This is a genomic window from Salinispora tropica CNB-440 (assembly GCF_000016425.1).
GTDB classification, from domain to species: domain Bacteria; phylum Actinomycetota; class Actinomycetes; order Mycobacteriales; family Micromonosporaceae; genus Micromonospora; species Micromonospora tropica.
Genome location: NC_009380.1, coordinates 1278497 through 1301885, shown reverse-complemented (window position 1 = coordinate 1301885; position 23389 = coordinate 1278497). Strand labels below are relative to the sequence as shown.

General features: G+C 68.2%; 20 protein-coding genes and 6 pseudogenes. 10 read left to right on the top strand and 16 right to left on the bottom strand.

Features of this window, described 5'->3' with window-relative positions:
- The 5 genes and pseudogenes from STROP_RS05845 to STROP_RS05830 all read left to right on the top strand — a co-directional run bounded on the left by STROP_RS05845 (position 1) and on the right by STROP_RS05830 (position 4069).
- On the top strand, positions 1–696 hold the full coding sequence (locus tag STROP_RS05845; protein ID WP_011905061.1) for a TetR/AcrR family transcriptional regulator: 696 nt from the start codon (positions 1–3) through the stop codon (positions 694–696).
- Positions 696–2057, top strand: a complete 1362-nt coding sequence (locus STROP_RS05840; RefSeq protein ID WP_011905060.1) for an alpha/beta hydrolase — start codon at positions 696–698, stop codon at positions 2055–2057. Before STROP_RS05845 ends, STROP_RS05840 begins: the two co-directional genes overlap by 1 nt.
- A 257-nt stretch (positions 2058–2314) precedes the next feature.
- Positions 2315–2509: pseudogene (locus STROP_RS25570) on the top strand (hypothetical protein); the annotation flags it as partial.
- Between the two features lie 58 nt (positions 2510–2567).
- A complete protein-coding gene (locus STROP_RS05835; RefSeq protein WP_011905058.1) occupies positions 2568–2918 on the top strand; it encodes a MerR family transcriptional regulator in 351 nt (116 codons plus the stop codon).
- 299 nt (positions 2919–3217) lie between these two features.
- Positions 3218–4069, top strand: coding sequence for an enoyl-CoA hydratase/isomerase family protein (locus tag STROP_RS05830; RefSeq protein WP_011905057.1), 852 nt, complete (start codon positions 3218–3220; stop codon positions 4067–4069).
- 121 nt (positions 4070–4190) lie between these two features.
- Here the strand turns inward: STROP_RS05830 and STROP_RS25565 are convergent.
- Positions 4191–4484 (bottom strand): annotated as a pseudogene (locus STROP_RS25565) (MarR family transcriptional regulator); the annotation flags it as partial.
- A 291-nt stretch (positions 4485–4775) separates the two neighbouring features.
- On the opposite strand from STROP_RS25565, the gene STROP_RS05820 reads away from it, so the two are divergent.
- Positions 4776–5780, top strand: a complete 1005-nt coding sequence (locus tag STROP_RS05820) for a TerC family protein (RefSeq protein ID WP_011905055.1) — start codon at positions 4776–4778, stop codon at positions 5778–5780.
- A gap of 270 nt (positions 5781–6050) precedes the next feature.
- On the top strand, positions 6051–7412 hold the full coding sequence (gene nhaA / locus STROP_RS05815) for a Na+/H+ antiporter NhaA (protein WP_011905054.1): 1362 nt from the start codon (positions 6051–6053) through the stop codon (positions 7410–7412).
- On the opposite strand, the pseudogene STROP_RS23685 reads toward nhaA, so the two are convergent.
- Positions 7330–7756: pseudogene (locus tag STROP_RS23685) on the bottom strand (P-loop NTPase family protein); the annotation flags it as partial. The gene nhaA and the pseudogene STROP_RS23685 overlap by 83 nt on opposite strands.
- Positions 7756–8013, bottom strand: a pseudogene (locus tag STROP_RS05810) (TetR/AcrR family transcriptional regulator); the annotation flags it as partial. The pseudogenes STROP_RS23685 and STROP_RS05810, both read right to left, overlap by 1 nt.
- A gap of 40 nt (positions 8014–8053) precedes the next feature.
- Here STROP_RS05810 and STROP_RS05805 point away from each other — a divergent pair.
- Entirely contained in the window at positions 8054–9517 is a 1464-nt protein-coding gene (locus STROP_RS05805; RefSeq protein WP_080516567.1) for an MFS transporter, read from the top strand.
- Positions 9514–10491 carry a saccharopine dehydrogenase family protein gene (locus STROP_RS05800; RefSeq protein WP_011905051.1) on the top strand — a complete coding sequence of 326 codons (978 nt, stop codon included), beginning with the start codon at positions 9514–9516 and terminating at the stop codon, positions 10489–10491. The genes STROP_RS05805 and STROP_RS05800 overlap by 4 nt, the downstream gene beginning before the upstream one ends.
- A 182-nt stretch (positions 10492–10673) precedes the next feature.
- On the opposite strand, the gene STROP_RS05795 is transcribed toward STROP_RS05800, so the two are convergent.
- The 5 genes and pseudogenes from STROP_RS05795 to STROP_RS05780 form a co-directional block, all read right to left on the bottom strand.
- Positions 10674–11402, bottom strand: coding sequence for a coenzyme F420-0:L-glutamate ligase (locus tag STROP_RS05795; protein ID WP_043535606.1), 729 nt, complete (start codon positions 11400–11402; stop codon positions 10674–10676).
- A 94-nt stretch (positions 11403–11496) separates the two neighbouring features.
- A pseudogene (locus tag STROP_RS25560) lies at positions 11497–12066 on the bottom strand (kinase).
- A 15-nt stretch (positions 12067–12081) separates the two neighbouring features.
- Positions 12082–12744 (bottom strand): pentapeptide repeat-containing protein, encoded by a 663-nt coding sequence (locus STROP_RS05785; RefSeq protein ID WP_011905047.1) that lies wholly within the window; start codon positions 12742–12744, stop codon positions 12082–12084.
- Between the two features lie 58 nt (positions 12745–12802).
- Complete coding sequence (gene amcA, locus STROP_RS26105; RefSeq protein ID WP_337998642.1) at positions 12803–12961, bottom strand: multiple cyclophane-containing RiPP AmcA; 159 nt, start codon at positions 12959–12961, stop codon at positions 12803–12805.
- 19 nt (positions 12962–12980) lie between these two features.
- Positions 12981–13757 (bottom strand): annotated as a pseudogene (locus tag STROP_RS05780) (replication-relaxation family protein); the annotation flags it as partial.
- 1141 nt (positions 13758–14898) lie between these two features.
- Between STROP_RS05780 and STROP_RS05775 the strand changes: the two are divergent.
- Positions 14899–15555 carry an HAD family hydrolase gene (locus STROP_RS05775; RefSeq protein ID WP_011905045.1) on the top strand — a complete coding sequence of 219 codons (657 nt, stop codon included), beginning with the start codon at positions 14899–14901 and terminating at the stop codon, positions 15553–15555.
- Here the strand turns inward: STROP_RS05775 and STROP_RS05770 are convergent.
- The 8 genes from STROP_RS05770 to STROP_RS05735 form a co-directional block, all read right to left on the bottom strand.
- Positions 15552–15791: a replication-relaxation family protein gene (locus STROP_RS05770; protein WP_238380285.1), complete on the bottom strand. Its 240-nt coding sequence runs from the start codon at positions 15789–15791 to the stop codon at positions 15552–15554. The two genes, STROP_RS05775 and STROP_RS05770, sit on opposite strands and share 4 nt — an antisense overlap.
- 107 nt (positions 15792–15898) lie before the next feature.
- Positions 15899–16657: an NAD-dependent epimerase/dehydratase family protein gene (locus tag STROP_RS05765; protein ID WP_011905043.1), complete on the bottom strand. Its 759-nt coding sequence runs from the start codon at positions 16655–16657 to the stop codon at positions 15899–15901.
- On the bottom strand, positions 16654–17382 hold the full coding sequence (locus STROP_RS05760; protein WP_011905042.1) for a coenzyme F420-0:L-glutamate ligase: 729 nt from the start codon (positions 17380–17382) through the stop codon (positions 16654–16656). Before STROP_RS05760 ends, STROP_RS05765 begins: the two co-directional genes overlap by 4 nt.
- Positions 17379–18437 (bottom strand): glycosyltransferase family protein, encoded by a 1059-nt coding sequence (locus tag STROP_RS05755; RefSeq protein WP_011905041.1) that lies wholly within the window; start codon positions 18435–18437, stop codon positions 17379–17381. Before STROP_RS05755 ends, STROP_RS05760 begins: the two co-directional genes overlap by 4 nt.
- Complete coding sequence (locus STROP_RS05750; RefSeq protein WP_011905040.1) at positions 18434–19306, bottom strand: phosphoenolpyruvate carboxykinase (ATP); 873 nt, start codon at positions 19304–19306, stop codon at positions 18434–18436. The genes STROP_RS05755 and STROP_RS05750 overlap by 4 nt, the downstream gene beginning before the upstream one ends.
- Positions 19303–20517, bottom strand: coding sequence for a methionine adenosyltransferase (locus tag STROP_RS05745; protein ID WP_029125875.1), 1215 nt, complete (start codon positions 20515–20517; stop codon positions 19303–19305). The genes STROP_RS05750 and STROP_RS05745 overlap by 4 nt, the downstream gene beginning before the upstream one ends.
- The gene (locus tag STROP_RS05740; RefSeq protein ID WP_011905038.1) at positions 20477–21412 is read right to left on the bottom strand and encodes a Gfo/Idh/MocA family protein; all 936 of its coding nucleotides are present in this window, start codon (positions 21410–21412) and stop codon (positions 20477–20479) included. The genes STROP_RS05745 and STROP_RS05740 overlap by 41 nt, the downstream gene beginning before the upstream one ends.
- On the bottom strand, positions 21409–22260 hold the full coding sequence (locus STROP_RS05735; protein WP_037331567.1) for a sugar phosphate isomerase/epimerase family protein: 852 nt from the start codon (positions 22258–22260) through the stop codon (positions 21409–21411). The genes STROP_RS05740 and STROP_RS05735 overlap by 4 nt, the downstream gene beginning before the upstream one ends.
- Positions 22261–23389 lie beyond the last annotated feature (1129 nt).

Here is a 23389-nt window from a genome sequence, read left to right as displayed (position 1 = left end):
ATGTTTAGTTCTGCGGATGGTGCGTCGCCCGGCACCAAACCCGCCACGCAGAGGCGCTCCCGCGAGACCCGGGACAAGCTCATCACCGCGCTGGACGAGCTCCTCCAGGAAAAGAACTTCGACGAGATCAGCGTCGCGCAGATCGCCAACCGAGCCGGCGTGTCCGTGGCGTCGGTCTACCAACGCTTCGACAATCAGAACGCCGCGGTCGCCATCCTCGTTGCCCTGTACCTGCGCCGGGTGACGCAATGGTGGGACGACTTCTCCCGGGGCAACCCTGAGCCGAGCGGCCGCTCCTCGCTGCGCGAGGCACTGGTCCACGTCGGCCGCGCGGCGTGGCGTCAATCCGATGAACTGCGCTATGTCATGCGGCCGGCCTACCTCCAGTCTCGGTTGCACCCAAACCTGCTCGACGAGCACTGGCGGCGCCAGGAGGAGGTCGCCGTGTCCGGCTTCCGCTCCCTGCTACAGAATCACGCCGACGAGATACGCCGTTCGGACTTGACCCGAGCGGCCAGCATGGCTGCGTACTTCTTCAACCTGATGTTCCTGGGACGCCTGCTTCACCCAGAGGGCATGTCCGGCTGGAACCTTCCAACCAATGCCGACGAGTTCGCCGAGGAACTCGCCGACTTCGTATGTGGATATCTCGGTGTCGCGCACGCCTCGGGCTCGCCGGACAGACTGGATCACTGATGTGGACCATTGTCGAACGCGCCATTCTGACTGCCGCCTCCCTCACCGCGGCGCTGATCCTCGTTGCTGCCCCGACAAGCATGACGGCACCGGCGATCGTCGCGGTGACCGCTCTGAGCATCGTTCGCCTGGTCAACAACAGCGCCCGATGGCAGATGGTGCCGGTCTACCTCGCCGTCGCCTGGCTTTGCGTCGCTGTCGTCACAGAACTGCCCATCGGCATGCGCATCATCGGCGGAGTGGTCGCTTTGCTTCTGTCGACCATGTCTACCGGGTTGGTAGTCGGTCTTCCCATCCCACGCCTTCCGCAGCCCGATGGCCCGTTCGGGGTCGGCATGATCACGACAACGGAGGAACGTGACGTCACGACGGCGTCACGCAGGGGACGGAGGCGACTCTTCATCACCGTGTGGTATCCGGCGGAAGTACATTCAGCTCAGCGACATCCGGAAGGCGAGGCCCTGTGGTCCGAATTCCGCGAAGCGCCCGGGATTCCGTCCGGGCTACGGCGCCTCACCGGCTATCTGCGGCAAGTACGGACGCACGCGATTCGCGGTGCCCACGCCAGCCGGCAGTCCACTACCGCCCCAGTAGTCCTCTACCAGCCGGGGCTCGTGTCCATCACCGCAGAGAACTCACTCCTGATGGAATCGTTGGCAAGCCACGGCTATGTCGTGGTGAGTGTCAGGCACATCGATCAGCGCGCCGAGCTGGACCAAGCAGACGCGGCTGTCGACCCGGCCGTAACCGAACGGACTCAGGAAATCAACCGCGAGTTGCGGGGTCAGCTCAGCCGAGCCGAACGCGCCCGCGTCTCTGATGAGCTCTACCGATTGAGCACCAGCACGGTTGCCGTCGTTGCCCGACGAACCGAGGACTCGCAGCATGTACTCAACCGGCTTCCCGCCATCCTGGCCACCATTCCCGGCTATCCCACCGGCGAACTGGGGTCAGGGCGGCCGTTCGCCGCGATGGGGCTGTCCTTGGGCGGGGCGGTCGCCAGCGAGCTCAGCAAGATCGATGACCGGTGCACCGCAGCCATCAACATCGATGGCGGGCTCTACGGTGAACGCTCTTACGACTCACTCAGCGTCCCGTACCTGATGATCTACAGTGAGTTGAACACCGGCAGCAACGACTTCGCGCGGGACACCGCACAGGCCGAGTTCCACGAGATATCAGCACCCGGGGCGAAACACCTGGACTTCCATGACGCCACCATCGTGCTACCAATTCTGAAATGGTTGGGGCAGCTCGGTGACGCGTCCGGCATCGGGATCGCCACATGGAAAAACGGTCAGATCCGGCAGTTCCTGGACCGGACTGTTCGTTGCACCACACCTGACAAATCTGCTGGGTGACTCCTCGGTCCACACGCCGCAGGGCGACGACCCGGGCGATACAGGCGCTGCGAACGGCAGTCGCCCGGTCGCACTGTCATGCCTGCTGCGTCGCACACGATCCGCCACCCAGGCGGCCAGCCAGCGTAGGGGTGGCAGGACAGCACGACGCCGCCGACTCCAGCAGCACGCCGCTGATCTCGTCGGGACCAGGGGCTGGCGGCGGCCAAGACATCGTGACGTGTGCGGTCAGGTTCCGAGATGGATATCACGGGACCTCACGCGACGGGACAACCTGGTCGACCGTGCGCAGCGTCACCACCGGGACCAGAGGCACCGTCCGGATCGACGCGTGCTCGGCACTCGCTCGAGACGTCCGGGTCCTGGGCGTCCAGCGTGCCACCGGCTGGGGATACTCGCTGTGGGAGATCGAGGTACGGTTGCCTGTACCATTGACGCCAACGTCAGGTTAAGGGCAACTGACGCGGCGCTACCGCTCCAGTGCGCCGACTGCCGGCGGGGAGGGCGCAGATGCGGATTGGCGAGGTCGCGGCTGCGACGGGTGTGAGCACTCGCGCGCTGCGCTACTACGAGGAGCAACAGCTCTTGTCGTCCGTCCGCAGCGCGGGCGGGCAGCGACACTACCCGGCCGCCGTGGTGGAACGAGTGCGACTGATTCAGTCGTTGTACGGGGCCGGTCTGAGCAGCAAGGTCATCGCGGGGATCCTGCCGTGCGTCAACACCGGTTTCGCCACGCCTGAGATGATGACGCGACTCACCACTGAACGCGAACGCCTCGACACCCAACTACGCGAGTTGTCCCGCACCCGGGATCGCCTTGACGAGATCATCGCCGCGACCCGCATCGCCCCCTCTGGCTGATCAGCCGACTTCCGGCTGTCTGCTCGCGTAGCACGCGGCCCTACCCGACCGCGCTTCGACCACCCAAGGCGCGCAGGCCATGACGGCCAGAACATCGCGGACACGACCACGTCCCTCCGGCGCACCCAACGCCCGTGCAACGTCGTGATGTCACTCACTCATACTTGCCTTTGACGTCAGCGTGAAGTTTTAGCGTGAGTGTTGCTGACGCGAAGGGATAGGCCACCCGACAGCCGCCTGCCGCGACAGCCACACCAGCCGGGTCGACGGAGAATCGGCCGTTTCCAAGGGAGCGCGACATGAACTACACGGACTACACCGCGATGCGGGTCAAGGTCGACGACGGTATCGCCTGGGTGACCCTGGCCAACCCGCCCATGAACCTGCTTGACGCCGCGTTGGTGCCGGAGCTGAAGCGATTCGTTCGGACGGTCCGCGACGACGACCAGGTGCGGGTCATCGTCGTCCAGAGCGACGATGCGGACTTCTTCGCCGCGCACGTCGACATGGCCTACGCCTTTGATGCTGAGGGCTTCATGCGACTGGGCGCCGAGGACACCGGCGCACCCCAGCTCAACCCCATGCAGCACCTCATGTTGTCGATCCGGTCACTACCCCAGGTGACAATCGCGAAGCTGCGGGGACGCCTACGCGGCGGCGGCAACGAACTGGCCACCGCCATGGACATGCGGTTCGCCGCGGCGGGACAGACCTGGATGTCCCAGCTGGAAACGCGCATCGGCATCATCCCCGGTGGCGGCGGAACTCAGCTGCTGTCCCGGCTGATCGGCCGTTCCCGTGCGCTGGAGGCGATCCTCGGTGCCGGCTTGCACGACACCGACACCGCTGAGAAGTACGGCTGGATCAACCGAGCGCTCCCGCCCGCGCAACTCGACGCATTCGTCGACGACCTGGCCCAGCGTATCGCCGCCCTCGCTCCCCAGCAGATCGCCGCCGCCAAGACGGCGATCGACGCCGCGACCGGCGGTGACACCCTGGAGGCAGGACTGGCCGCAGAGGGTCAAGCTCTCGGACTCGTCTACCCGGCACCCAGCGAAGCGCTGGACCGAACCCGCCGCTACCTCGACGCCGGCCTACAGACCCGCGACGGCGAACTCGACCTCGAAGGTTTCATGGACCGCAACAGCTAAGAGACGTCTCGGACTGGGTGAAGGTGCGCGACGACCGCCGTGCCGCCCACACATTGACCGACGCCGCATCCGGTATCGCCAACCTCCACACCCTCACCACAGGCCGGTTGACCATCGGCCTGTGGTGAGGGTGATCAGATTCCCCTCGAGCGTTCCGGTGTCGGGTACCGGTGCGGTGGTCGGTGGTGGGGACACCGCTGCGCCGTCCGACGCGTTCGCGGTGTAGATATCCGGCGGCTTCGAGGTCGGCGACGATCGTCTGCGCGGCGCACTCGGTGATGCCGGCGGAGGTGACGATATCGCGCAGGCGGGCGGTCGGTTCGCGAACGATGGCCAGCAAAACGTGAGCGTGGTCGGTGAGGAACGTCCACCCCTTCGTCGTGGGTGTGGTGTTCGGCTGGGCTGCCACAGTCATCAGCGCCTCCGTTCTCGGCGTGGGCCCCGCACTCCAATATACGTAGTTCGAGACACGAAAGCTGCATCGCAGTTTCGCCGCCAGACCTCTTGACAGACGAAGCTTGCTTCGTGAATGATTCGTCGTAGTTCGAAGGGGAGTACCCGACGTCCCACGCACCGCCGTCAGTACGAGTCCGGCCGAACCGGGTTCCGGTGGTGCAGCCACTGGTTCAGTGGCTCGGGGAGACCTTCGTCCAGCACCGGCCGGCCTCCCGTCTGGGTCCGGCCAGGACGAAAGGTCTCCCCCAGCATGTCCGTGTCCTGGTGGGTCTGGGCCGTACTCATGCTCGCGGTTGCCGCGATGCTGGCAGTCGACCTGTTCCTGCACCGCGACAACCACGTCATCGGGTTCCGCGAGGCCGCGATCTGGTCTGGCATCTGGATCGCCGCGGGTCTGCTGTTCGGCGTGATCCTGTGGGTGTGGCAGGGTGGCGAGGTCGCCGGCACCTACTATGCCGGCTATCTGATCGAGAAGGCGCTGTCGATCGACAACGTGTTCATCTTCGCGCTGATCTTCACCTACTTCGCCGTGCCGGCCGCCTTCCAACACAAGGTGCTGTTCTGGGGAGTCATCGGCGCTCTGGTGTTCCGGCTGGTGTTCATCATCGTCGGCGCGGAGCTGCTGCAGACGTTCTTCTGGACCGCCTACGTGTTCGGTGTGTTCCTCATCTACACCGGCTACCAGATGGCGTTCCGCCACGGCGGGCAGACCCCGCCGGACCAGAACCCGGTCGTACGTCTGGTGCGCAGGGTAATCCCGACCGACCCTGCGTATCACGGCGACAGGTTCTTCATCCGCATCAACGGCAAGCGGGTGGCCACCCTGCTGTTCGTGGTGCTCATCGCGGTCGAGGCCACCGACCTGATCTTCGCCATGGACTCCGTGGCGACGATCCTGGCCCTCACCACCAGCACCTTCATCGTCTGGACCGCCAACGCGTTCGCCCTCCTCGGCCTGCGCAGCCTCTACTTCTGCCTCGCCGGGCTGCTGCGCCGCTTCGTGCACCTGCACTACGGGCTCGCGGCCCTGCTCACCTTCGCCGGCGTCAAGCTGATCCTGTCGGAGACCCCGGTCGGCAAACTCCCGATTCCGGTCACCCTCGGCGTCATCGTCGCCACGCTCACGGTGTCGATCGTATGGAGTCTGCACAGCACCCGCGGCACCACCACGGACGCCACCGACGCCGGCGAGCCGGCTGTCTCCGCTCCGGCCGCGCGCACTGATCGCCCCGAGCAGTTCACGACACCGCAATGAGGAGCGCGGTGAGACGACCCCGCAAGGCCGCTACCCGCGGCAGCCGTGGCTCCTCGGCGCCGTCGACGCGCTCACCGAACTCGGCCTGATCCACGGCGGCTGGATCGCCCTGACCACCTCCTGCCGCCCTCGACCACCACCACGGCGTCGCCCGCGCCACCCGGACGGACAAGCAACGCGGCGAGGCCGAGTCACACCGGAACTGCCCAGCCTCGCCGTGACCCGTCCCCCGGGAGCCGCTGCCCCCGCACCCACCAGACAGGAGGACCGATGGACGCCACCAGACGAGATCTCCCACCCGGATCCGTCGTACGACGCCGCACCGACCGCATCGCCGATGTCCTACGGGCAGAGACGACCGGTGGCGCGCTCCTGCTCGCCGGAGCCGTCATCGCGCTCATCTGGGCCAACTCGCCCGGGGCTGCCGGCTACGACGCCATGCGCTCGTTCACCGTCGGTCCCGCCTGGCTGCACCTGGATCTGTCGCTGGCGGCGTGGGCCAAGGACGGCCTGCTGGCCGTCTTCTTCTTCGTCGCCGGGCTGGAACTCAAACGCGAGTTCGTGACCGGTGAACTCCGGCAGCCGCGCCGCGCCGCGGTGCCCATCGCCGCCGCCGTCGGCGGTGTGCTGGCACCCGCAGCCGTCTACGTTCTGATCACTGCCGCCGCCGAAGCCGACGCCCTGCGCGGCTGGGCCATCCCCGCCGCCACCGACATCGCCTTCGCCCTGGCGGTACTCGCCGTCATCGGCCGGCACCTGCCGCCGGCCGTCCGGGTCTTCCTGCTCACCCTGGCGGTGGTCGACGACCTGATCGCCATCATGATCATCGCTGTCTTCTACACCGCCAACCTGTCGGTCACGCCGCTGCTGGCCACCGCCCTACCGCTGGTTGCCTTCGCGATCCTGCTGCGACGCCGCGTCACCTCCGTCTGGCTGCTCCTGCCGCTGGCCCTCACCACCTGGGCGCTCGTGCACGCCTCCGGCGTGCACGCCACCGTCGCCGGAGTCCTGCTCGCCCTCGTCGTACCCGCCCGGCCCCACTCCCAGCACGAGCACACCGCCGCGCCCAGCCTGCTCGAACGCTTCGAACACGCCATCAAACCGGTCTCCGCCGGCCTGGCCGTACCCGTCTTCGCGTTGATGTCAGCCGGGGTCGCCATAGGTGGCCTGGGCGGGCTGGTATCCGCCCTCACCGATCCGGTCGCCATCGGCGTCATCGCCGGGCTCGTCATCGGCAAGCCCCTCGGTGTCATCGCCGTCACCTGGCTCGTCACCCGCCTCACCCGAACAGGTCTCGGCAACAATCTGACCTGGACCCACATCACCGGACTGTCCATGCTCGCCGGAATCGGCTTCACCGTCTCCCTGCTCATCGGTGAGCTCTCCTTCGCCGCCGGCACCGAACGCCATGACCACGTCAAGATCGCCATCGTCACCGGGTCGCTGATCGCCGCCGTTCTCGCCGCCGTCATCCTGCGCCTGCCCAACCGCGCCGGCTCACGCGGCAACGACGCCACAACCCGCGACCCCGACCAGACCCGAGTCGGTACGGCCACTCAGCGCACCACACCAGATCACCCGACTCCGGCAGCCACGGACGCGAACCAGCCGGCGCGATCCCCAGCACCATGAGCCACGGCCTCGTCGGCGACAGTCCCGTGGTTTCGGGCAGGACGAGTTCGCGCGGCCAGCCCAGGACGTCACGAGCGGTGTACAAGCCGCTCATGTGCACGGCGGTAAACTCGCCGGCCTGCGGACGCGTGAGATGACGGCGCAGCGTCTCGGGCAGGGACACGTCGAGATAGCAGAACAGCGACCGGCCACGGTGGCCGTCCCGCAGGGCTGTCCAGGATGCCCCGATAGCGGCTGGCGTGCATGATGCCCTCCAGCACCACGTGGTAGCCGTGGTCCAGGGCGAACCGAACGGTCTGCCCGATCAACGCCGGTGCCGCGCCGCTGGGCTTGTCCCGCTCGCGCCGGCGATGGCCAGCTCGAGGGCTGCGGTGAGGATGGCCCGCTTGGTGCCGAAGCTGTAGTAGACGCTCTGCTCGCTCACGCCGGCCCTGGCGGCGATGGCCACGATGCTGGTGCTGCCGTGGCCGGCAGTGGTGAACAGCTCGGTGGCCGCCGTGGTGATGCGTGTCCGGACGGACCGGGATCGCGCGGCCCTGCCGTCCTCGGGTGGTGTCTTCACGGTTGGTTGCTGGCGGTTGCGGTGTGGTGTTTCGCTCACACCATTGACTATAGCTCCACTACAAAAACATTCTTGTAGTGTGACTACCAAAACTTGGGGGCGAGGTGGGCTCGCCGCACTGCTGCTGCTCACCTCCGTTGAACTCGTGGTGTTTCTTGAGGTGTCGATCGTCAACGTTGCACTGCCGGCGATGGGTGCAGCGCTGACGTTGACCGAGTCCGGGCTGACCTGGGTGGTCAACGCCTACCAACTCACTTTCGGCGGCTTGCAACTGGTCGCCGGTAGGGCCGCGGACGTGGTCGGCCGGCGTCGCATGTTCCAGGCCGGAATCGCGCTGTTCACCGGCGCGTCGCTACTGGCGGGCCTCGCACCCGACGCGGGCACGCTGCTGCTGGGGCGAGCGATACAGGGCGTTGGTGCGGCGATCGTGGTCCCCGCCGAGCTCGCGTTGATCGCCGCGATCTTCACCGAACCCGCTGCCTACCGTCGGGCGTTCGCGGTATGGAGCGCCATGGCCGCCGCCGGCGCGGGCTCGGGTGTGGCGTTGGGCGGCCTCCTGACCCAGACACTTGGTTGGCCCTGGATCTTTCTGATCAACGTCCCGATCGGTGTGGTCGCCCTTGTCCTGAGCCCGCGCCTGCTCCCCGCCGACCCGCCCTGGGCCGGGCGCGCCAGCGGCGCTCGGACACGGCTGGACCTGGCAGGTGGACTCACCGCCACCGGGTCCCTGCTCGCCGTGGTCCTGCTCGCCACCGAGCTGCCCACCGCCGGGTGGACGCCGCTCACCAACACGGCAGCCGTTGCCACCCTCGGGCTCGGTACGGTGTTCGCGGTCAACCAGCGGCGCCATCCGGCCCCGATCCTGCCGCCGCAACTGCTGCGGATACGCCAGGTACGGGCCGGCGTCGCGGCCAACGCTCTCGTGGGCGCCTCCCACGTGCCAGCGTTCGTGCTGCTGTCACTCATGCTCCAGCAGGCGATGGGATACTCCGCCCTCGCCGCCGGATTCGCCGTACTGCCCATCGCCGCGGTCAACATGGTCACCGCGCGTACCGCGCTGCCCTGGGCGATGGGCCGCTTCGGGTCACGCGTGGTTCTCGCGGCCGGGATGTTCCTGCTCGCGCTCGGCCTGGCCGGATACGCGATCCTGCTGCACCCCGGCGCCGGCTACCTGACCGCCGTGTTGCCGGCCAGCCTGATCTTCGCAGTCGGCCTGCCTGCGGTGTTCGTCGGTTCCACCGCCCCCGCCGTACGCAGCGCACCTGAAAGTCAGCAAGGAGCCGCCTCTGGCCTGGTCAACACCGCCCAACGCCTCGGCGCCGCCCTGGGCCTCACCGCCTTGCTGATGGCCTCGGCAGCATGGACCGACAACCGCGGCAGCGGCGACGGGGCCACCGCGCTCGCCGATGGTCTGCGCCTGGGGTTTGCCGGCGCGGCTGCCATCGCCGTCCTGGGAATCCTCTGCGCGCTCTCAGTGGGCACCCGAGAACCGAAGAAGCCGGCGGGCGGCGATACACCACCACAGGAGGCGGTCGCCCGATGAACCGGATCCTCGTCCTCGGCGGATACGGCGCCGTCGGCCTGCACGCCGTGACCGCACTGGTCAGTCACCTACGCACCACGGACGTGGTGGTGGCCGGCCGTAACCCACACCGCGCGCCGCGCGTACCGGGGTCCACCGTGGTTCGCTTGGACGCCGCCGACTCCGGCGACCTGGCCACCGCGCTCAACGGGGTCGACGCGGTGCTCATGTGTGCCGAACTCGACAACGCGCGGATCGCCCGCGCCTGCCTGGAGCGGGGGATCCACTACGTGGACGTCTCGGCTTCCCACCAACTGCACGTCGAGATCGAACAGTTGGACGAGCTCGCCGCCCAGCGGCAGGCCACGGCGGCTCTCAGCGTTGGGCTGGTCCCCGGGGTCAGCAACCTGCTCGCCCGACACTGCGTCGAACAGTCAACGACACGGCAGGTGCACATCGGCGTGCTGCTCGGTTCCGGCGAACGACACGGGCCAGCGGCACTCGCCTGGACTCTCGATGGGCTGGGCCGCCTACACGGCTCGTGGGCAATGCGTTTTCCGGCTCCGCACGGCGAGCGAACCGTCCATCGGTTCCCGTTCTCCGACCAGTACACGCTCTCCACCACCCTGAATGTCGCCGCGAGTACCGGCCTGTGCCTGGACTCCCGGCTGACCACCGCGCTGTTGGCAGCCGCCGGGCAACCCGGCATCGCCCGGCTGCTACATCGCCCCTGGGTCCGCCGCATCATGCTGGACGCGCTGGCCAAGATCAAGGTCGGCGGTGACGGATTTGCCGTGACCGTCGACTCCGGTGCCAGTCAGGCAAGCTTCAGCGGTCGCCAGCAAAGTCGCGCCACCGGTCTCGCTGCGGCGCTACTCATCCGAGACCTGCCCGCTATGCCCTCGGGAGTACGCCACATCGAGCACCTCGTGGAGCCGAGAGCCTTTCTCACCGAACTCGCCGCCAACGGATTCACCCTCAACCTGGGAAGCTGACTACCCGGCAGCACAGCCCGGCTGACAGTGAGGCGGCTGCGTTCGTCCAGCCGGTACAGGGTCCGCAGCCGCCGCTGACCGAAGTCCAACGATGGGAACAGGGCGTTCGCGAGCTGGAACGACGTCCAAGATCGGTGGCCGGCCGGGGCCGACGGTCCCGGCGGCTCCGGTGAGCAGCAGTGTCACGGCCGGTGTTGAAGCATCGACGCCACGCCCGCGTCACTGCTCTCGTAGGCGATGCCGCGCAGGACGGCGACCGGGGCCCCACGGCCCCGCTGCCCGAGGAGGATCCCGGCCGCCGCGGCGATCAGGTCGGTGAAGGTCTCTTCCTGCCGTCTACCGCCGTACTCCGTGACACGCAGCGGCCCCACACCCGCCGCGCCGATCGAGATGACGGTCGCCCCGCGCCGGTCGGCACGACCGTCGGAATCCGCGACCACCACCGCCACATCCGCGCCCGCGTGAGCGATCAACGCGTCGCGCAGGGCCCGGGCGGAGGCGTCCGGATCCACCGGCAGCAGCCACGCGCCCTGCGGGCCGGCCCGGTCAATCCCGGCGGAGGTGAGCTGGAAGCCGAGCCGGTGCCGCGCGATGATCGGACCCTTGTCGGTGGCCAGGAAGTAGCTGTCACTGAAATCCAGGATCAGCTGCACCACCTCGGCGGGCTTGCCCGTGCGAGCGGACAACTCCAGCGCCTCCCGGCCCGGGACGACACCGGCCAGATCCACGTACCGCTTCTCCGCCACACTCACGGCCTTGGAAGCCACCACCACCACATCCCCCTCCTGCAACTCGATACCCGTACAGGCCAGGACGCCGGTGATGGCGCCCGCCAGGTCCACACCAGCCTGGAGCTCGGGAAAGGGCTCCACGGCGAAGGCGGAGAAACCGGAGGTCGGGACAGCGGTCATCATCGGGCTCCTGCGGAAGTAAGGACAGCGGTACACATGTTGGCGAGTCCGGCGGCGAGCCTCGCTGGATCGGCGAAACCCTTGGCCGGCAGTGCTATGGGAACGGGACGTTCGGAAGCAGGTCGTCGTCGCGTCCGATCTGGGGAAGACCTGCGGCAGCCGCGATGGCCTCGACGGCATCGGTCAGTCCCGTGGTTTCGGGCAGGACGAGTTCGCGCGGCCAGCCCAGGACGTCATGAGCGGTGTACAAGCCGCTCATGTGCGCGGCAGTGAACTCACTGACCTGCGGACGCGTGAGATGACGGCGCAGCGTCTCGGGCAGGGACACGTCGACATAGCAGAACAGCGACCGGCCACGGTGGCCGTCCCGTAGGGCCGTCAGGATGCCCCGATAGCGGCTGGCGTGCATGATGCCCTCCAGCACCACGTGGTAACCGTGGTCCAGGGCGAACCGAACGGTCTACCCAATCAACGCCGGTGCCGCGCCGCCGGGCTTGTCCCGCTCGCGCAGCAGGATACGGCGCAGGTAGTCCTGCTCAACCAAGGCGCAGCCCCGGCCGTGCCGGCGACGTAGCTCCCGGGCGACGCTGCTCTTACCCGAGCCGGAGTTACCCCGCACGCAAACAAGGACCGTGGCCGGGCTGCCAGTGGCTTCAGCGGGCACGATGCCTCCTCGGCTTCAGTCGTTGCGGACGGTCAGATTGACAGCGGCGACGGCCAGCCGGGTGACGTCAGGAAGTTGGTCCTCGCCGAGGGTCACACCGCGCAGGTTGTCCAACGGCGTCGTGAGCCCGTGAAGGCGGCTGCCCCGCAGGTCGGCCCCGTCGAGCTGACAGGAGTCCAACTCCAGACCGGCGAGGTCACAAGACCGCAGCGCGATACGCGGTAGCCGGCAGGAAGACCATGCACCGTTGGCGAGACGGCAATCGATGAACGCGACCGACCCGGCGGCGGTGACCCGTTGGAGGGTGGCGTAGTCGAGGCGGCAGCCGTCGAATAGGACATCCTTGAGACGTACGTTAGCGAACCTGGTGCCGGTGAACCGGGAACCGGTGATCGCGCACCGTTCGATGGCAATGCCGCTCAGGGTCGCACCGGAGAAGTCAGTCCGGGTGACCTCGCAACCGTAGAGGCTGCCGCCTTCCCAGGTGCTCTCGCTCAGGTCCACACCGGTGATCAGACTGCTGCGAATGCTGACATCCTCAAGGTGTAAGCCGCGCCACGCTGCGCCCTCGACCAAGGCCTCGGTGAGGCCATCGTCCAGGTCCGTCGTGGTGTCGAGGTCGTCCGGATCGAGGTCCGGCAGCAAGACCTTCACGTCGCCGATCGCGGTGGTACGCATGTGTCCTCAACCTGTGCCGGCGCGGGGTGGGCACGCCACCCGCGCGTCCCGTGGTGGACTACTTCTTCTTGTTCCAGTTGTCCCAGCCGGGCCTGCTGTCGAACTTACCCTTGTTGTCCCAGGTGGGACGGTTGTCGAACTTCGCCGCGTCGATTGACGCTATCGACCGCTGGGGGTCGACGCCGAGGCGGGCGAGTTGCTCGGGCGCGGCGTTGATGAGGGTCGCGAGGGCGTTGGCCGAGGCCCGTCATCGCGGCGTGGTCGCGGGCCCCGGTGGCGACCGGCACCGCCAGCGGCACCTCGGCCAGCACGCGGCGTAGGCTGCGCTCCCGGGCAGCAGAGTGCAGCCAGAACAGCACCGGCCACGCCCGCCCGATCGTGCCGAAAAGCTCCCGATAGCCGTCCACCTTGCCAGCTAAGATCGACAACTGCTCGGCGCCGGTGTCGTGCTCGACGAAGAACGGCACCTCGACACCGCCATCGGCCCACCGGCCGTAGCCGTCCGGGCGAACCCTCGGCTGATACGCCCGCACCAGCCCCGGATCCTGCCGGCTGGTGAACGTCCCGGCACGCTGGCACGCCACCTCCGGCAACCACTCCATCAAGCCGGTGTCCGGATGAGTACGGGCGTGCCCGACCAGGTCAGTAAGGAAGCCGTTCACCCCGAGGCGGTGAGAGAGGCTGCGGGTGGAGGTCCAGCGTCGCCGTTCCACCCAGGCGTGGTCGCGCCGGGGCGGGCGTTCGTCGCGGCTGGCGGCAACGACCTCAGCGCCGAGTTGGTCGATGACGTAGTGGTACGGGTAGGAGCCGCCGTCGGCCCGTTGCGGTCGGAACCGAGCGACGAGGCGCAGCCGATACAGAGTCCGTAATCGGCGCTGGCAGAAATCAAGGGATGGGAACAGTGCCTGGGCGATCTGGGACGACGTCAGCACGCCGTGGTCGTAGAGCCAGCCCAGCAGGACCCGGTCACGATCGGTCAACTGCGACTGCACCCGCAGAACCGGATCATCCATCCACCATCACCTCCTCTCTGATACGTATGGCCTCCCCAGGGGGAGAGACCCGAGACCAGGACGGGTCTGTCGCAGCACAACCAGCCAGTGTTGACAGACGGGCTGACCTGCGGTGTGAGCGGGAAAAGGGGGTCCGTTCGGCTGTCCGGCTGAAGACTGACCCCAACGGGGACGTCAACCCGGACCCCGCAACGGAGGTCAACACGGAATCTGTCACCGCCACCGACAGAAGAGCCGGAACGCGGTGAGATGGAATGTACAGAGAACACAAGAGCTCCTTGATCGAAAGAATGGGGCGTCGACTGCCGTGACGCCTTAGGTGTGCGCCGCCGCAGCCGCCGGCGGGCGCGGGAGACGACGGCAAGGCGCACTGTGGAGTTGTCAATGAACACGCCAACCGGCACACCGGCCGGCCCGAGGCACGGATCAGGGCAGCAACAAGCCGACACGACCACCAGTGAGGTGGTCGCGGCAGCAGGAACAGCGGTCACAGTTGTGGAGGGCAGGGCGGGCGGCAGCGTGCCGCGCTGGCAGCGGGCTCGTCTCAGCCTGAGAACAGTTACTCCGGGAACCGTCGACAGCACGACGGCCCGGTGGGGCATCGACTCAACCCGCCGGAGCAAGATCCTTCATGACGACCCCCCTGTCACTCGACACCATCGACAGCCCGCCCACTCCCAAGCCTCCAACGACCGGCGACGCTCCCGAAGGAGCGCCACCACCCCGGCCGATCGAACAGGGCGGGCAGACCGTCACGCAGTCGCGTTCGTATCAGTACGCCTCCGCCGGCAGCACCGTGTCAACCAACATCACCGGCAGTCGATCATGAGATTTACCGGACCCAGCCGGACGCGCTGGTACCCGTCAACCCGTACCGGTATCCAGTGGTACGGATTCCCTGCCGAAAATGACAGAAAAATCTTGAACCACCCGTTCACTCATCTCACCTTGCGAAACAGCGCTCCCGCTAACCGAGCGGCCAGGGTGCAGGTCGCCGAGGACCCCCATCAGTGAGTCGGACCGGCACGGCTTCCCGCACCGGGTCGTACCCGGTGCGGCCGAAGGGTCGGCACCGGCCCGCCGGGCGGCTCGGCTCGCGGTACACGTTGATCCTGATGGGAGCACCAGGCACAATCGCCGGGTGATCACGAGCGTATTCTTCGACGTGGGCGAGACCATCGTTGACGAGTCCCGGGAGTACGGCACCTGGGCGGACTGGCTCGGGGTACCGCGCCACACCTTCTCGGCCGTCTTCGGGGCGATCATCGCTCGCGGCCTGGACTACCGGGAGACGTTCCAGGTCTTCCGACCGGGCTTCGACCTGACCGAGGAACGGGAACGCCGGACGGCGGCGGGCCAGCCGGAGTCCTTCACCGAGGAAGACCTCTACCCGGATGCGCGGCCGTGCCTGGCCGCGCTGCGCGAGTCGGGGCTACAGGTCGGCCTCGCCGGCAACCAGACAGCACGGGCGGAGACAATCCTGCGCGCCCTGGACCTACCGGTCGACGTGATCGGCACCTCGGACGGCTGGGGTGTGGAGAAGCCTTCCACCGCATTCTTCGACCGCGTCATCACCGAGGCAGGATGCCCCGCCGACCAGGTGCTCTACGTCGGGGACCGGTTGGACAACGACATCCGGCCAGCGCAGGAGGCGGGAATCGCCACCGCACTGGTCCGTCGCGGCCCGTGGGGCTACATCCTCGGCGACAAGACGGTCAGCGACCGATGCATGTTCCAGCTCGACTCGCTGGCCGAGCTGCCTGACCTCGTACGCAAGCACAACCAGTCGGCACGCTAACCACCCGGCAGCGCGGCCCGGCTGACAGTGAGGGCGGCAATGCGTTCGTCCAGCCGGTACAGGGTCCGCAACCGCCGCTGACCGAAGTCCAACGACGGAAACAAGGCGTTCGCGAGCTGGAACGACGTCCCGACACCATGGTCGTACAACCAGCTCAGCAACACCCGATCACGGCCGGTCAGCTGGGACTGGACCCGAAGGACCAGATCATTCAGCGGATACCACCTCCTTTCCAAGTAGGGAAAGCCAGCCCCCCAGGGGAGAAAGCCGAGACCAGGCAGTGCCTTTCGACGCGGCGGCGCAGCAGATCCAGGCACCTGCGGGGGTCGACCTCCCTATATTCCTATGTGGGAAGGTCGGCGTTGGTGAAGGCGCCGCCCATCCAGCGGTCGGCCAGCGGCCCGAGACCGGGGCATAGGCGGTCGGCGCTGTCGGCGGGCTGGTAGCCGAGGGCGTCCCAGCCGGTGCGCGGCCACCACGAATCGCGGTTGTCAGAGGTGCCGTACACCGTGAGGAACGGGGAGGTCAGGGGCCGGGTGGCGGCGGCGTACAGCAGGGCGGTGGCATCCCGGGGGCTCAGCCAGGTCGCACGGTGACGGGGCTCGGTGGGGTGATCTCGGTAGCTACCGATACGAACCGCGACGACCTGCATGGTGGTCTTGTGGACATAAAGGTGGCCCAGGGCCTCAGCGGTGACCTTGGATACGGCGTAGAAGCTGTCGGGGGCCAGCGGCGCGGTCGGAGCGCCGACGGGGTTCAGGCCCGTCACGTGGTGGCTGCTGGCCAGCACCACCCGCCGCACCCGCTGGCGGCGGGCCGCCTCCAGGACGTGGTGGGTGCCGGTGACGTTGTGCTCCACCATCGCCGGGAACGGTCCCTCCTGGGTGATCCCCGCAAGATGCACGACGGCCGCGACCCCAGTGCTGGCCTTCTCGACCGCATCCAGGTCACGCAGGTCGGCCTGAACGAACTCGGCAGCCACGGGCAGCTCAACGGCACAAGCCCGCCGGTCAAGCAGCCGCAGCAACATCCCCTGGGCGGCCAGATCGGCCGCCAGCCGGGTGCCGATTGTCCCGGCGGCGCCCGTGATCAGCAGCCTCACGGCCGGCGTTGAAGCATCGACGCCACGCCCGCGTCACTGCTCTCGTAGGCGACGCCACGCAGGACGGCGACCGGGGCCCCACGACCCCGCTGCCCGAGGATGATCCCGGCCGCCGCGGCGATCAGGTCGGTGAAAGTCTCTTCCTGCCGCTTACCGCCGTACTCCGTCACACGCAAAGGCCCCACACCCGCCGCGCCGATCGAGATGACAGTCGCCCCACGCCGGTCGGCACGACCGTCGGAGTCCGCGACCACCACCGCCACCTCCGCGCCGGTATGGGCGATCAACGCGTCGCGCAGGGCGCGGGCGGAGGCGTCCGGATCCACCGGCAACAGCCACGCACCCTGCGGGCCGGCCCGGTCAATCCCGGCGGAGGTGAGCTGGAAGCCGAGCCGGTGCCGCGCGATGATCGGGCCCTTCTCGGTGGCCAGGAAGTAGCTGTCACTGGAATCCAGGATCAGCTGCACCACCTCGGCGGGCTTGCCCGTGCGAGCGGACAACTCCAGCGCCTCCGGGCCAACGACGACACTGGCCAGATCCACGTACCGCTTCTCCGCCACACTCACGGCCTTGGAAGCCACCACCACCACATCCCCCTCCTGCAACTCGATACCCGTACAGGCCAGGACGCCGGTGATGGCGCCCGCCAGGTCCACACCAGCCTGGAGCTCGGGAAAAGGTTCCAGCGCGAAAGCGGAGAAACCGGAGGTCGGGACAGCGGTCATCGTCGGGCTCCTGCGGGAGTGAGGACAGCGATGCACAGGCGGGCGTGTCCGGCGGCGAGTGTCTCGGCCCGCTGCCGTGTGCTGGCGCGTGGTCCCCTGGTCAACCAGTCGGTCACGCGCCGTAGGTAATGCGGCCACAGCTGACGGGCCGCGTCGGGCGCTGGTGTACCGGAGTTCACGGTGCGCCAGGCGTCCGCGACGGGCTCTGGCCATGGGTGTTCATCGTATCCGCCGGGATACGGGCCGAAGCTGTCCAGCGTGGTGAGCATGTCCGAAAGGCGGGCGGGCTCCAGGGCGCGGTCAGCGACCCGGTAGTGCGCCGTCGCACCGCCTGACGTAGCCGGTGGCGGTTTACCTGTCCTGGTCAGGTGCAACAGGACAGGGACAGCCTGGTGATAGATGGCCGCCAGGTGAGCAAAGGACCCGGCGTGCTGCTTGGGCTGGTCGAATCGCACGGAGGCGATGGGCCCGACGGTGGCGGCGGTCAGCAGCAGGAATGCGTCGATGCCGTAGCCGTCCACGCACGCCGAAACCTCTACAGGCAGCGCCCGGGCAGCGCGGAGGGCGGCGTCCAGGGCGGGTCGGGAGAGGGCGAGGTCCCCGGCGAGCGGCTGGGGCACGTCGTGGCCGGTGGTGGCGGCAATTAGGGGGCGGGCAAGGTGGTTGGTGAGGTTGGCTTCGTCCCAGTGCCGCGGGTAGTCCGCGACTGCTATGGCGGCCCCAGCCCGTACGTGGTCCAGGAGCGCGGCGTAGACGGCCGGATCGGGGCCCCGGGTATCGGTGTCCGCGATCAGTACGGCATCGATGCCAGTGAGGTCCGGAAGGTGGGCTGCGGCCAGGATCTGGGCACCCTTGCCCCGGATCAGGCCGGTCAGCGGCACCTTGGCCGCCTGGGTGGCGGTGGCGGTGAACTGGTCGGCGGTCGCAGGGGTGTCGGAGGAGTCGGCGTGGACGATGACGGACCGGTGCTCGGCGAGCGCGGTGTCAACGGCGGTGGTGACCGCGGCGATGGTGGCTGGCTCGTTGCGGCTGGGCAGGATCGCGGCGGAGTTCATCCGGCCTCCTTGGTCAGCAGGTCAGCGGCGGTATCCGGGTCGGGGGCGTATAGGTAGTCGAACTGGCCAACGGCGAGCCGGGCGATGAGGTGGCTGCGCCAGCGGGCCAGGGCGGGGCTGTCCAGGGGCCACACCGGTCCGTATGGCATACCGGCCACGCCGGTGATGGGGGTGGGAAGGCCGGAGATGTAGCGGCCCAAGGTCTCGTGCAGTCGCAGCCGCTCGTTTACCGACAGCGGCACGGCAGGCGTCAGCGACGCGGTGTCGAGCGCAGGGTGGACGGCCATACGCACAACCCGGGCAAGCGGGGCCAGGCCGGTCGCGAACGGTTCCAGGGCGAGCTGAGGCTTGGGCGCGAGTGGCCGAGCAGGGTCGCGGATAGCGGCGGTAGGTTTGCCCGGCCACACCGACACCCGGCCATCGTCGCTCTCGCCGAGGACGACCACATCGTCTCCGGCATGGGTCCATCCCTGCGCCGCGAGGGCGAGTGCGGTTGATGTCTTGCCTGCCCCCTTCGCGCCGAGTAGTAGTACGGCCTGCCCGTCGGGCGCGATCAGCGCTGTGGCATGCACGGTGGCCTTGCGCTGGTGCTGGCGTGCACGTTCGAAGGCGGTGTAGGTGACGTAGGCGAGAGAGTTCGAGGCGGCCACGTGTGCCGGTAGCCGGAGGCGCACGGTGACCGCCGCGACGGTGACGGCCGCGGCCCCCGTGGTGACTTCGACGTCCACGGCTTCCGTGGCGGGGTCTGCTGTCAGGGTCCAGCCGCCGGGCAGGGCCCGGCTGGCGGCCTGCGCGGCGGTGGTGTCCAGGTACTCGGGCAAGGCGAGGCGGGCGGAGATGTGGCCAGTGACGAGCCGGTGCACGGTCATCTGACTGCTCGCTCCAGGTCGGCCAGCAGCTCGTCGACCGGGGCGACGGCGGGCAGATACCGCCCGGTCAGCAGGTCTGCCATCCAGTCTGTGCGGGACAGCGTGGCCCGCACCAGCTCCTCGGCCGGCCCGAGCAGCGCCGGGTTAACCGTGGTGATCTCGATTGAGGCGGGCTCGTCGTAGCGGGCGCCGTTGCGCCACAGCAGGGCGATACGGCATGGTCCGAACTCGGTGGCTACCGCGTGGGCGGCGGTATCGGCGAGCCAGCCGCCGACCTTGCCGACGTGGTAGGCCGGGTTCTTCCCGAACGTCGCCTCGTTCCCGGCCAGGTGGGCACCGCTGATCACGCCGGTGCGGGCGTTGCCCCGGCCCACGAGGCCATCCTCGCCATAGTCGACAGCCGACCCCGAGAGCGTGAAGTACTGGCCGGAGATGGGCCCGATGCGGGAATCGCGGGTGTTGCACAGCACCGACACCCGACCCGGCAGCCGCTGGGCAAGGAGGTCGGTCAGTTCGCTGGCGGCAGAGGTGACCGCCTCGGCGAACTGGGCGGAGCTGTTCAGGTACCCGGCCAGGGCGGGCACGCAGACGGTCACCGTCCAGGTCGCGCCGTTGCGGACGGCGAGGGCCTTGATGTCGCTGCCTGCCCACGCGTGGCGGCGGAACCACGCCTCGGCCAGCAGGGCCACGGCCTCAGTGACCGTGCCTGGGGCCGAGCCGACGAGGTAGGCGGTGTCGTTCGAGAACGGACTCGGCCTCTCGGGCAGATCATCCAAGGAACGGGGGGCGAACCAGTGGGAGAACTTGGAGGAGTTGGTCGTCTCGTGTCTCACCTCCAGCTGCACGCGGTCGAAGCCCGGCAGCGCGGTACGCAGATGGTCAACGGCCGCGTGCTCAAGGATCTCCCGCACTGGCAGTTCTTGGCCGGCGAAGCTGGTGGAGATCCGGCCGCCGAAGACGACTCGCAGGGGCCGGTCGTACACACCGTCGGTGTCGCTGAAGGCGGCCCGGCCGCCGAAGACGGCGACCTTGTCCAGGTTGTGGTGCAGCACCGCCCCCACGGTGTCCAGGCAGTGCCTGCTGTAGCGGATGGAGGCGAGCTCAGCGATGCCGTCGGCGAGGGTGTCGGGGTGGCCGACCCCTTTGCGTTCGACGACCTCGACGGGCAGCTCATGCGGCAGCGGCGTACGCAGCCCGGACGACGCGGGCATCGCGGTAGACACGATCGATCACCTCCAGAGGGCGCCGTAGCGCCGTCATCGAGAACAGGCAGGGGTGGGCCGGATGGCCCTCGGCGGCGTTCAACGCGGCGGCGTACATCGCGCGCCGCAGTTCCTCATGCGTGGGGGCGGCGGCGATCTCGCCGAGTCCGGCTTCGAGGTTCCGCCCGCGTACGTGAAGCCGACGTCCGTCGGTGAGGTGGAGGATGAGCTCGTGGGCCGGTGGGCCGGGGTGGTCGACCCGGGCGTTGATCTGCACTGTGGCCCCGCCGGACAGGGCGAGTACGGCGATGACGTGGTCCTCGGTCTCTGCCAGGCCGCGGCTGTGGGTCACCGTTGCGTTGACCATTTCGACGTCGCCGGGCAACAGCCGCAGGGCGAGTGCCAGGCCGTGGATGGCTTGCTGGTGCAGGATTCCGCCGGCATCCGCGTAGGTGCGGCGCCAGCCGCGGAAGTATCCGGGATCTCGGTGCACGGTCAGCAACACGTCGGCGCGTGTAACAGCAGGAGGCATCGCGAGTAGGGCGTTCAGGCCGGGGGCGAAGTGCGGCTGGAACGCGACGAAGATCCGCCCGTCGCCCGGCTGGGGCACCAGGGCCGCCGGCTCGGTGGTGCAGGGCTTCTCCACGAGCACGGCGGCTCCGGTCTGGGCTGCTTCCCGGGCTGCGGCAAGCGCGGTCCCCGGCGGGGTGGCCACGACAACCAGATCCGGCGTCGCGGCGCTCAGCGCCGACCGCCACGAAGCAAACACCGGCACACCCCTGGGGACATCGACGCACGGGGCGGGGTCAGCGACCCCGACGACTAGCACGCCGGGAATTCCGGAGAGTGCGGCCAGGTGCTTGGCTCCGACCTCCCCCGCTCCTATCAGCAGCACCCGCTTCATGCCACGCCTCCGGTAACAGCGGAGCGCAGGAACGCGGCGCCAGAGGTGAGGGCGTCGGCTGGGGTGTCGCGCACGTGGGTCTCCAGCGCGTACGGCAGCCCGGGCTGGGCAGCGTGCAGCAGCGGTAGCACCTGGCCGTAGGGCACCACACCCTCACCGGCCGGGCAGAACACCCGGCCACCACCGTCAGCGGCGGGCCGGTAGTCCTTGACGTGCACGTACCCCACGTACGGGGCGAGGGAGCTGACCACCTCACCGGTGGCTTGGCCGACCTCGTGGAGATTCGCCACGTCCAGCCACAGTCCCAGGCCCTGCCCGTGGTACCGGTCCAGGACCTCGAGCAGTGACTCGGCATGGGCGACCGTGCACACTGGCTCGTTTTCCAGCAGCAGCCGCACCCCAGCCGAGTTCGCCAGGTCCAGGGCTTTTGCCAGCAGCAGGTCACCGAGTAGCTGCTCGGTGAGTTCCGGCTCGACCCGCAGGTGGGAGAAGACCCGCACCACCGGGGCTCCGAGGATGACGGCAGCCTCAATGGCCCGCTCAATCCAGCCGAGCCGCGCCTCGGGCGGAACCTGGGTGGGAAAGCCGAAGGTGTCCACCCTCTCGGGCGTCGCCTCGGGCCGGCACCACTTCCAAAGCGGCGAAGCCAGCGCGGCCACCTTCAGGCCTCGCTCCTCGGCCAGCGTACGGAGGTACCGAACCCGGTCGTCGGGCAGCGTAACCGCATTGGCGCCCTCGGCTGAGCGGATCTCCAGCTGACCAATGCCCAACTTCACCGCCAGGTCCATGCCCGGCACTGGATCGGAGTTGAGTTCGTCAGGGTTGAGCACCAGCCTGCTCGCCGGCATTTTGTCCACGGCTGTCTTCTCCTTCAGTAGTAGGTAGGGGCGGGAGACCTCCCGCCGCCAATAGCCCGCGACGCGGTAGCCGCGACCGCAAGGCCAGGGTGATAAACGCTCGCCTTGCTTCGTTAGCGCAGGGGTGAAAACGCGGGTTAGGCGGCACCTCCAGCATCGAGCAATGCGCCAGGAGCAGATAAGGGTGTCAAGCAGTCGGTGTTGCCTGCTGGAGAACGCGCTCCGCCCAGTCCGCCTGCGGACACGGGTGAGGCGCCAGCCGCGCCCACATGTCGAGGCATCCGGCGCAAATGCCGTCCCGCTCGGCATGGACGCTACGCAGTGCAACTGCCTGCTCAGTCAATTCGACCACCGTGTTCGACTCGCCATTCAGGGGCATTCTTGCGGTGACCGGTAGCGGCGGCACGGTCACTAGTTTAACTGGCATGCCACTTCGCCTCCCACTCTGATGGTCAGTACGACTTACTCACAGATAGCACCGACGGCGCCCGCCGCGCGTTTGCCGTGGGAGCTGCCGTTACACGATGGTGAGGTCTGCTTGCCAACAGCCCGCGATCACCAACTCGTCTGGCATTGATTAGCTCGGGTCGGGTAGCGCCAGGAGTTCGGCGAGGCAGCTGAAGTGAAAGCCAGAAGACTTTCGCCGCCTGCTCGAACTCGGCGCATGGGCCGGGGCTGCGGCAGGTAATGCACGCTCCGGATGCACTGCTGGTTGCGTGTTGCTGCAACACTATTTGCGCTTGTTCGACCTTTTCGCCACCGTGGTAGGTCGCCATGCCTGCCTTCCGTTTCGACCGATGTGGACCAGGTGCGCCGCGCTGGCAATCTTGATGTGTCACTCCCGCGGCGCACCCGAACTGGGTTGCTACCGATACGGCCCAGAACATGTGCCGACCGAGGCCGGTGGCGTCATCGCGGTCGAGCCAGTAGTAGTCACCTGCGAACACGGAACCGGCCCTCCTCAGGGACACGCATGGTGGTGAAGTCCCGCCCGCCGCCACGCCCTGTAGCAGCGACGGCGAGCGGGAGACCAACTGCAGCCACGCCGTCCGGCGCGTTCACCTACCCCGGTACCGCGCACCGGCGTAAGGCGAGAACACGCCCAGGACCGCGTTGCTGT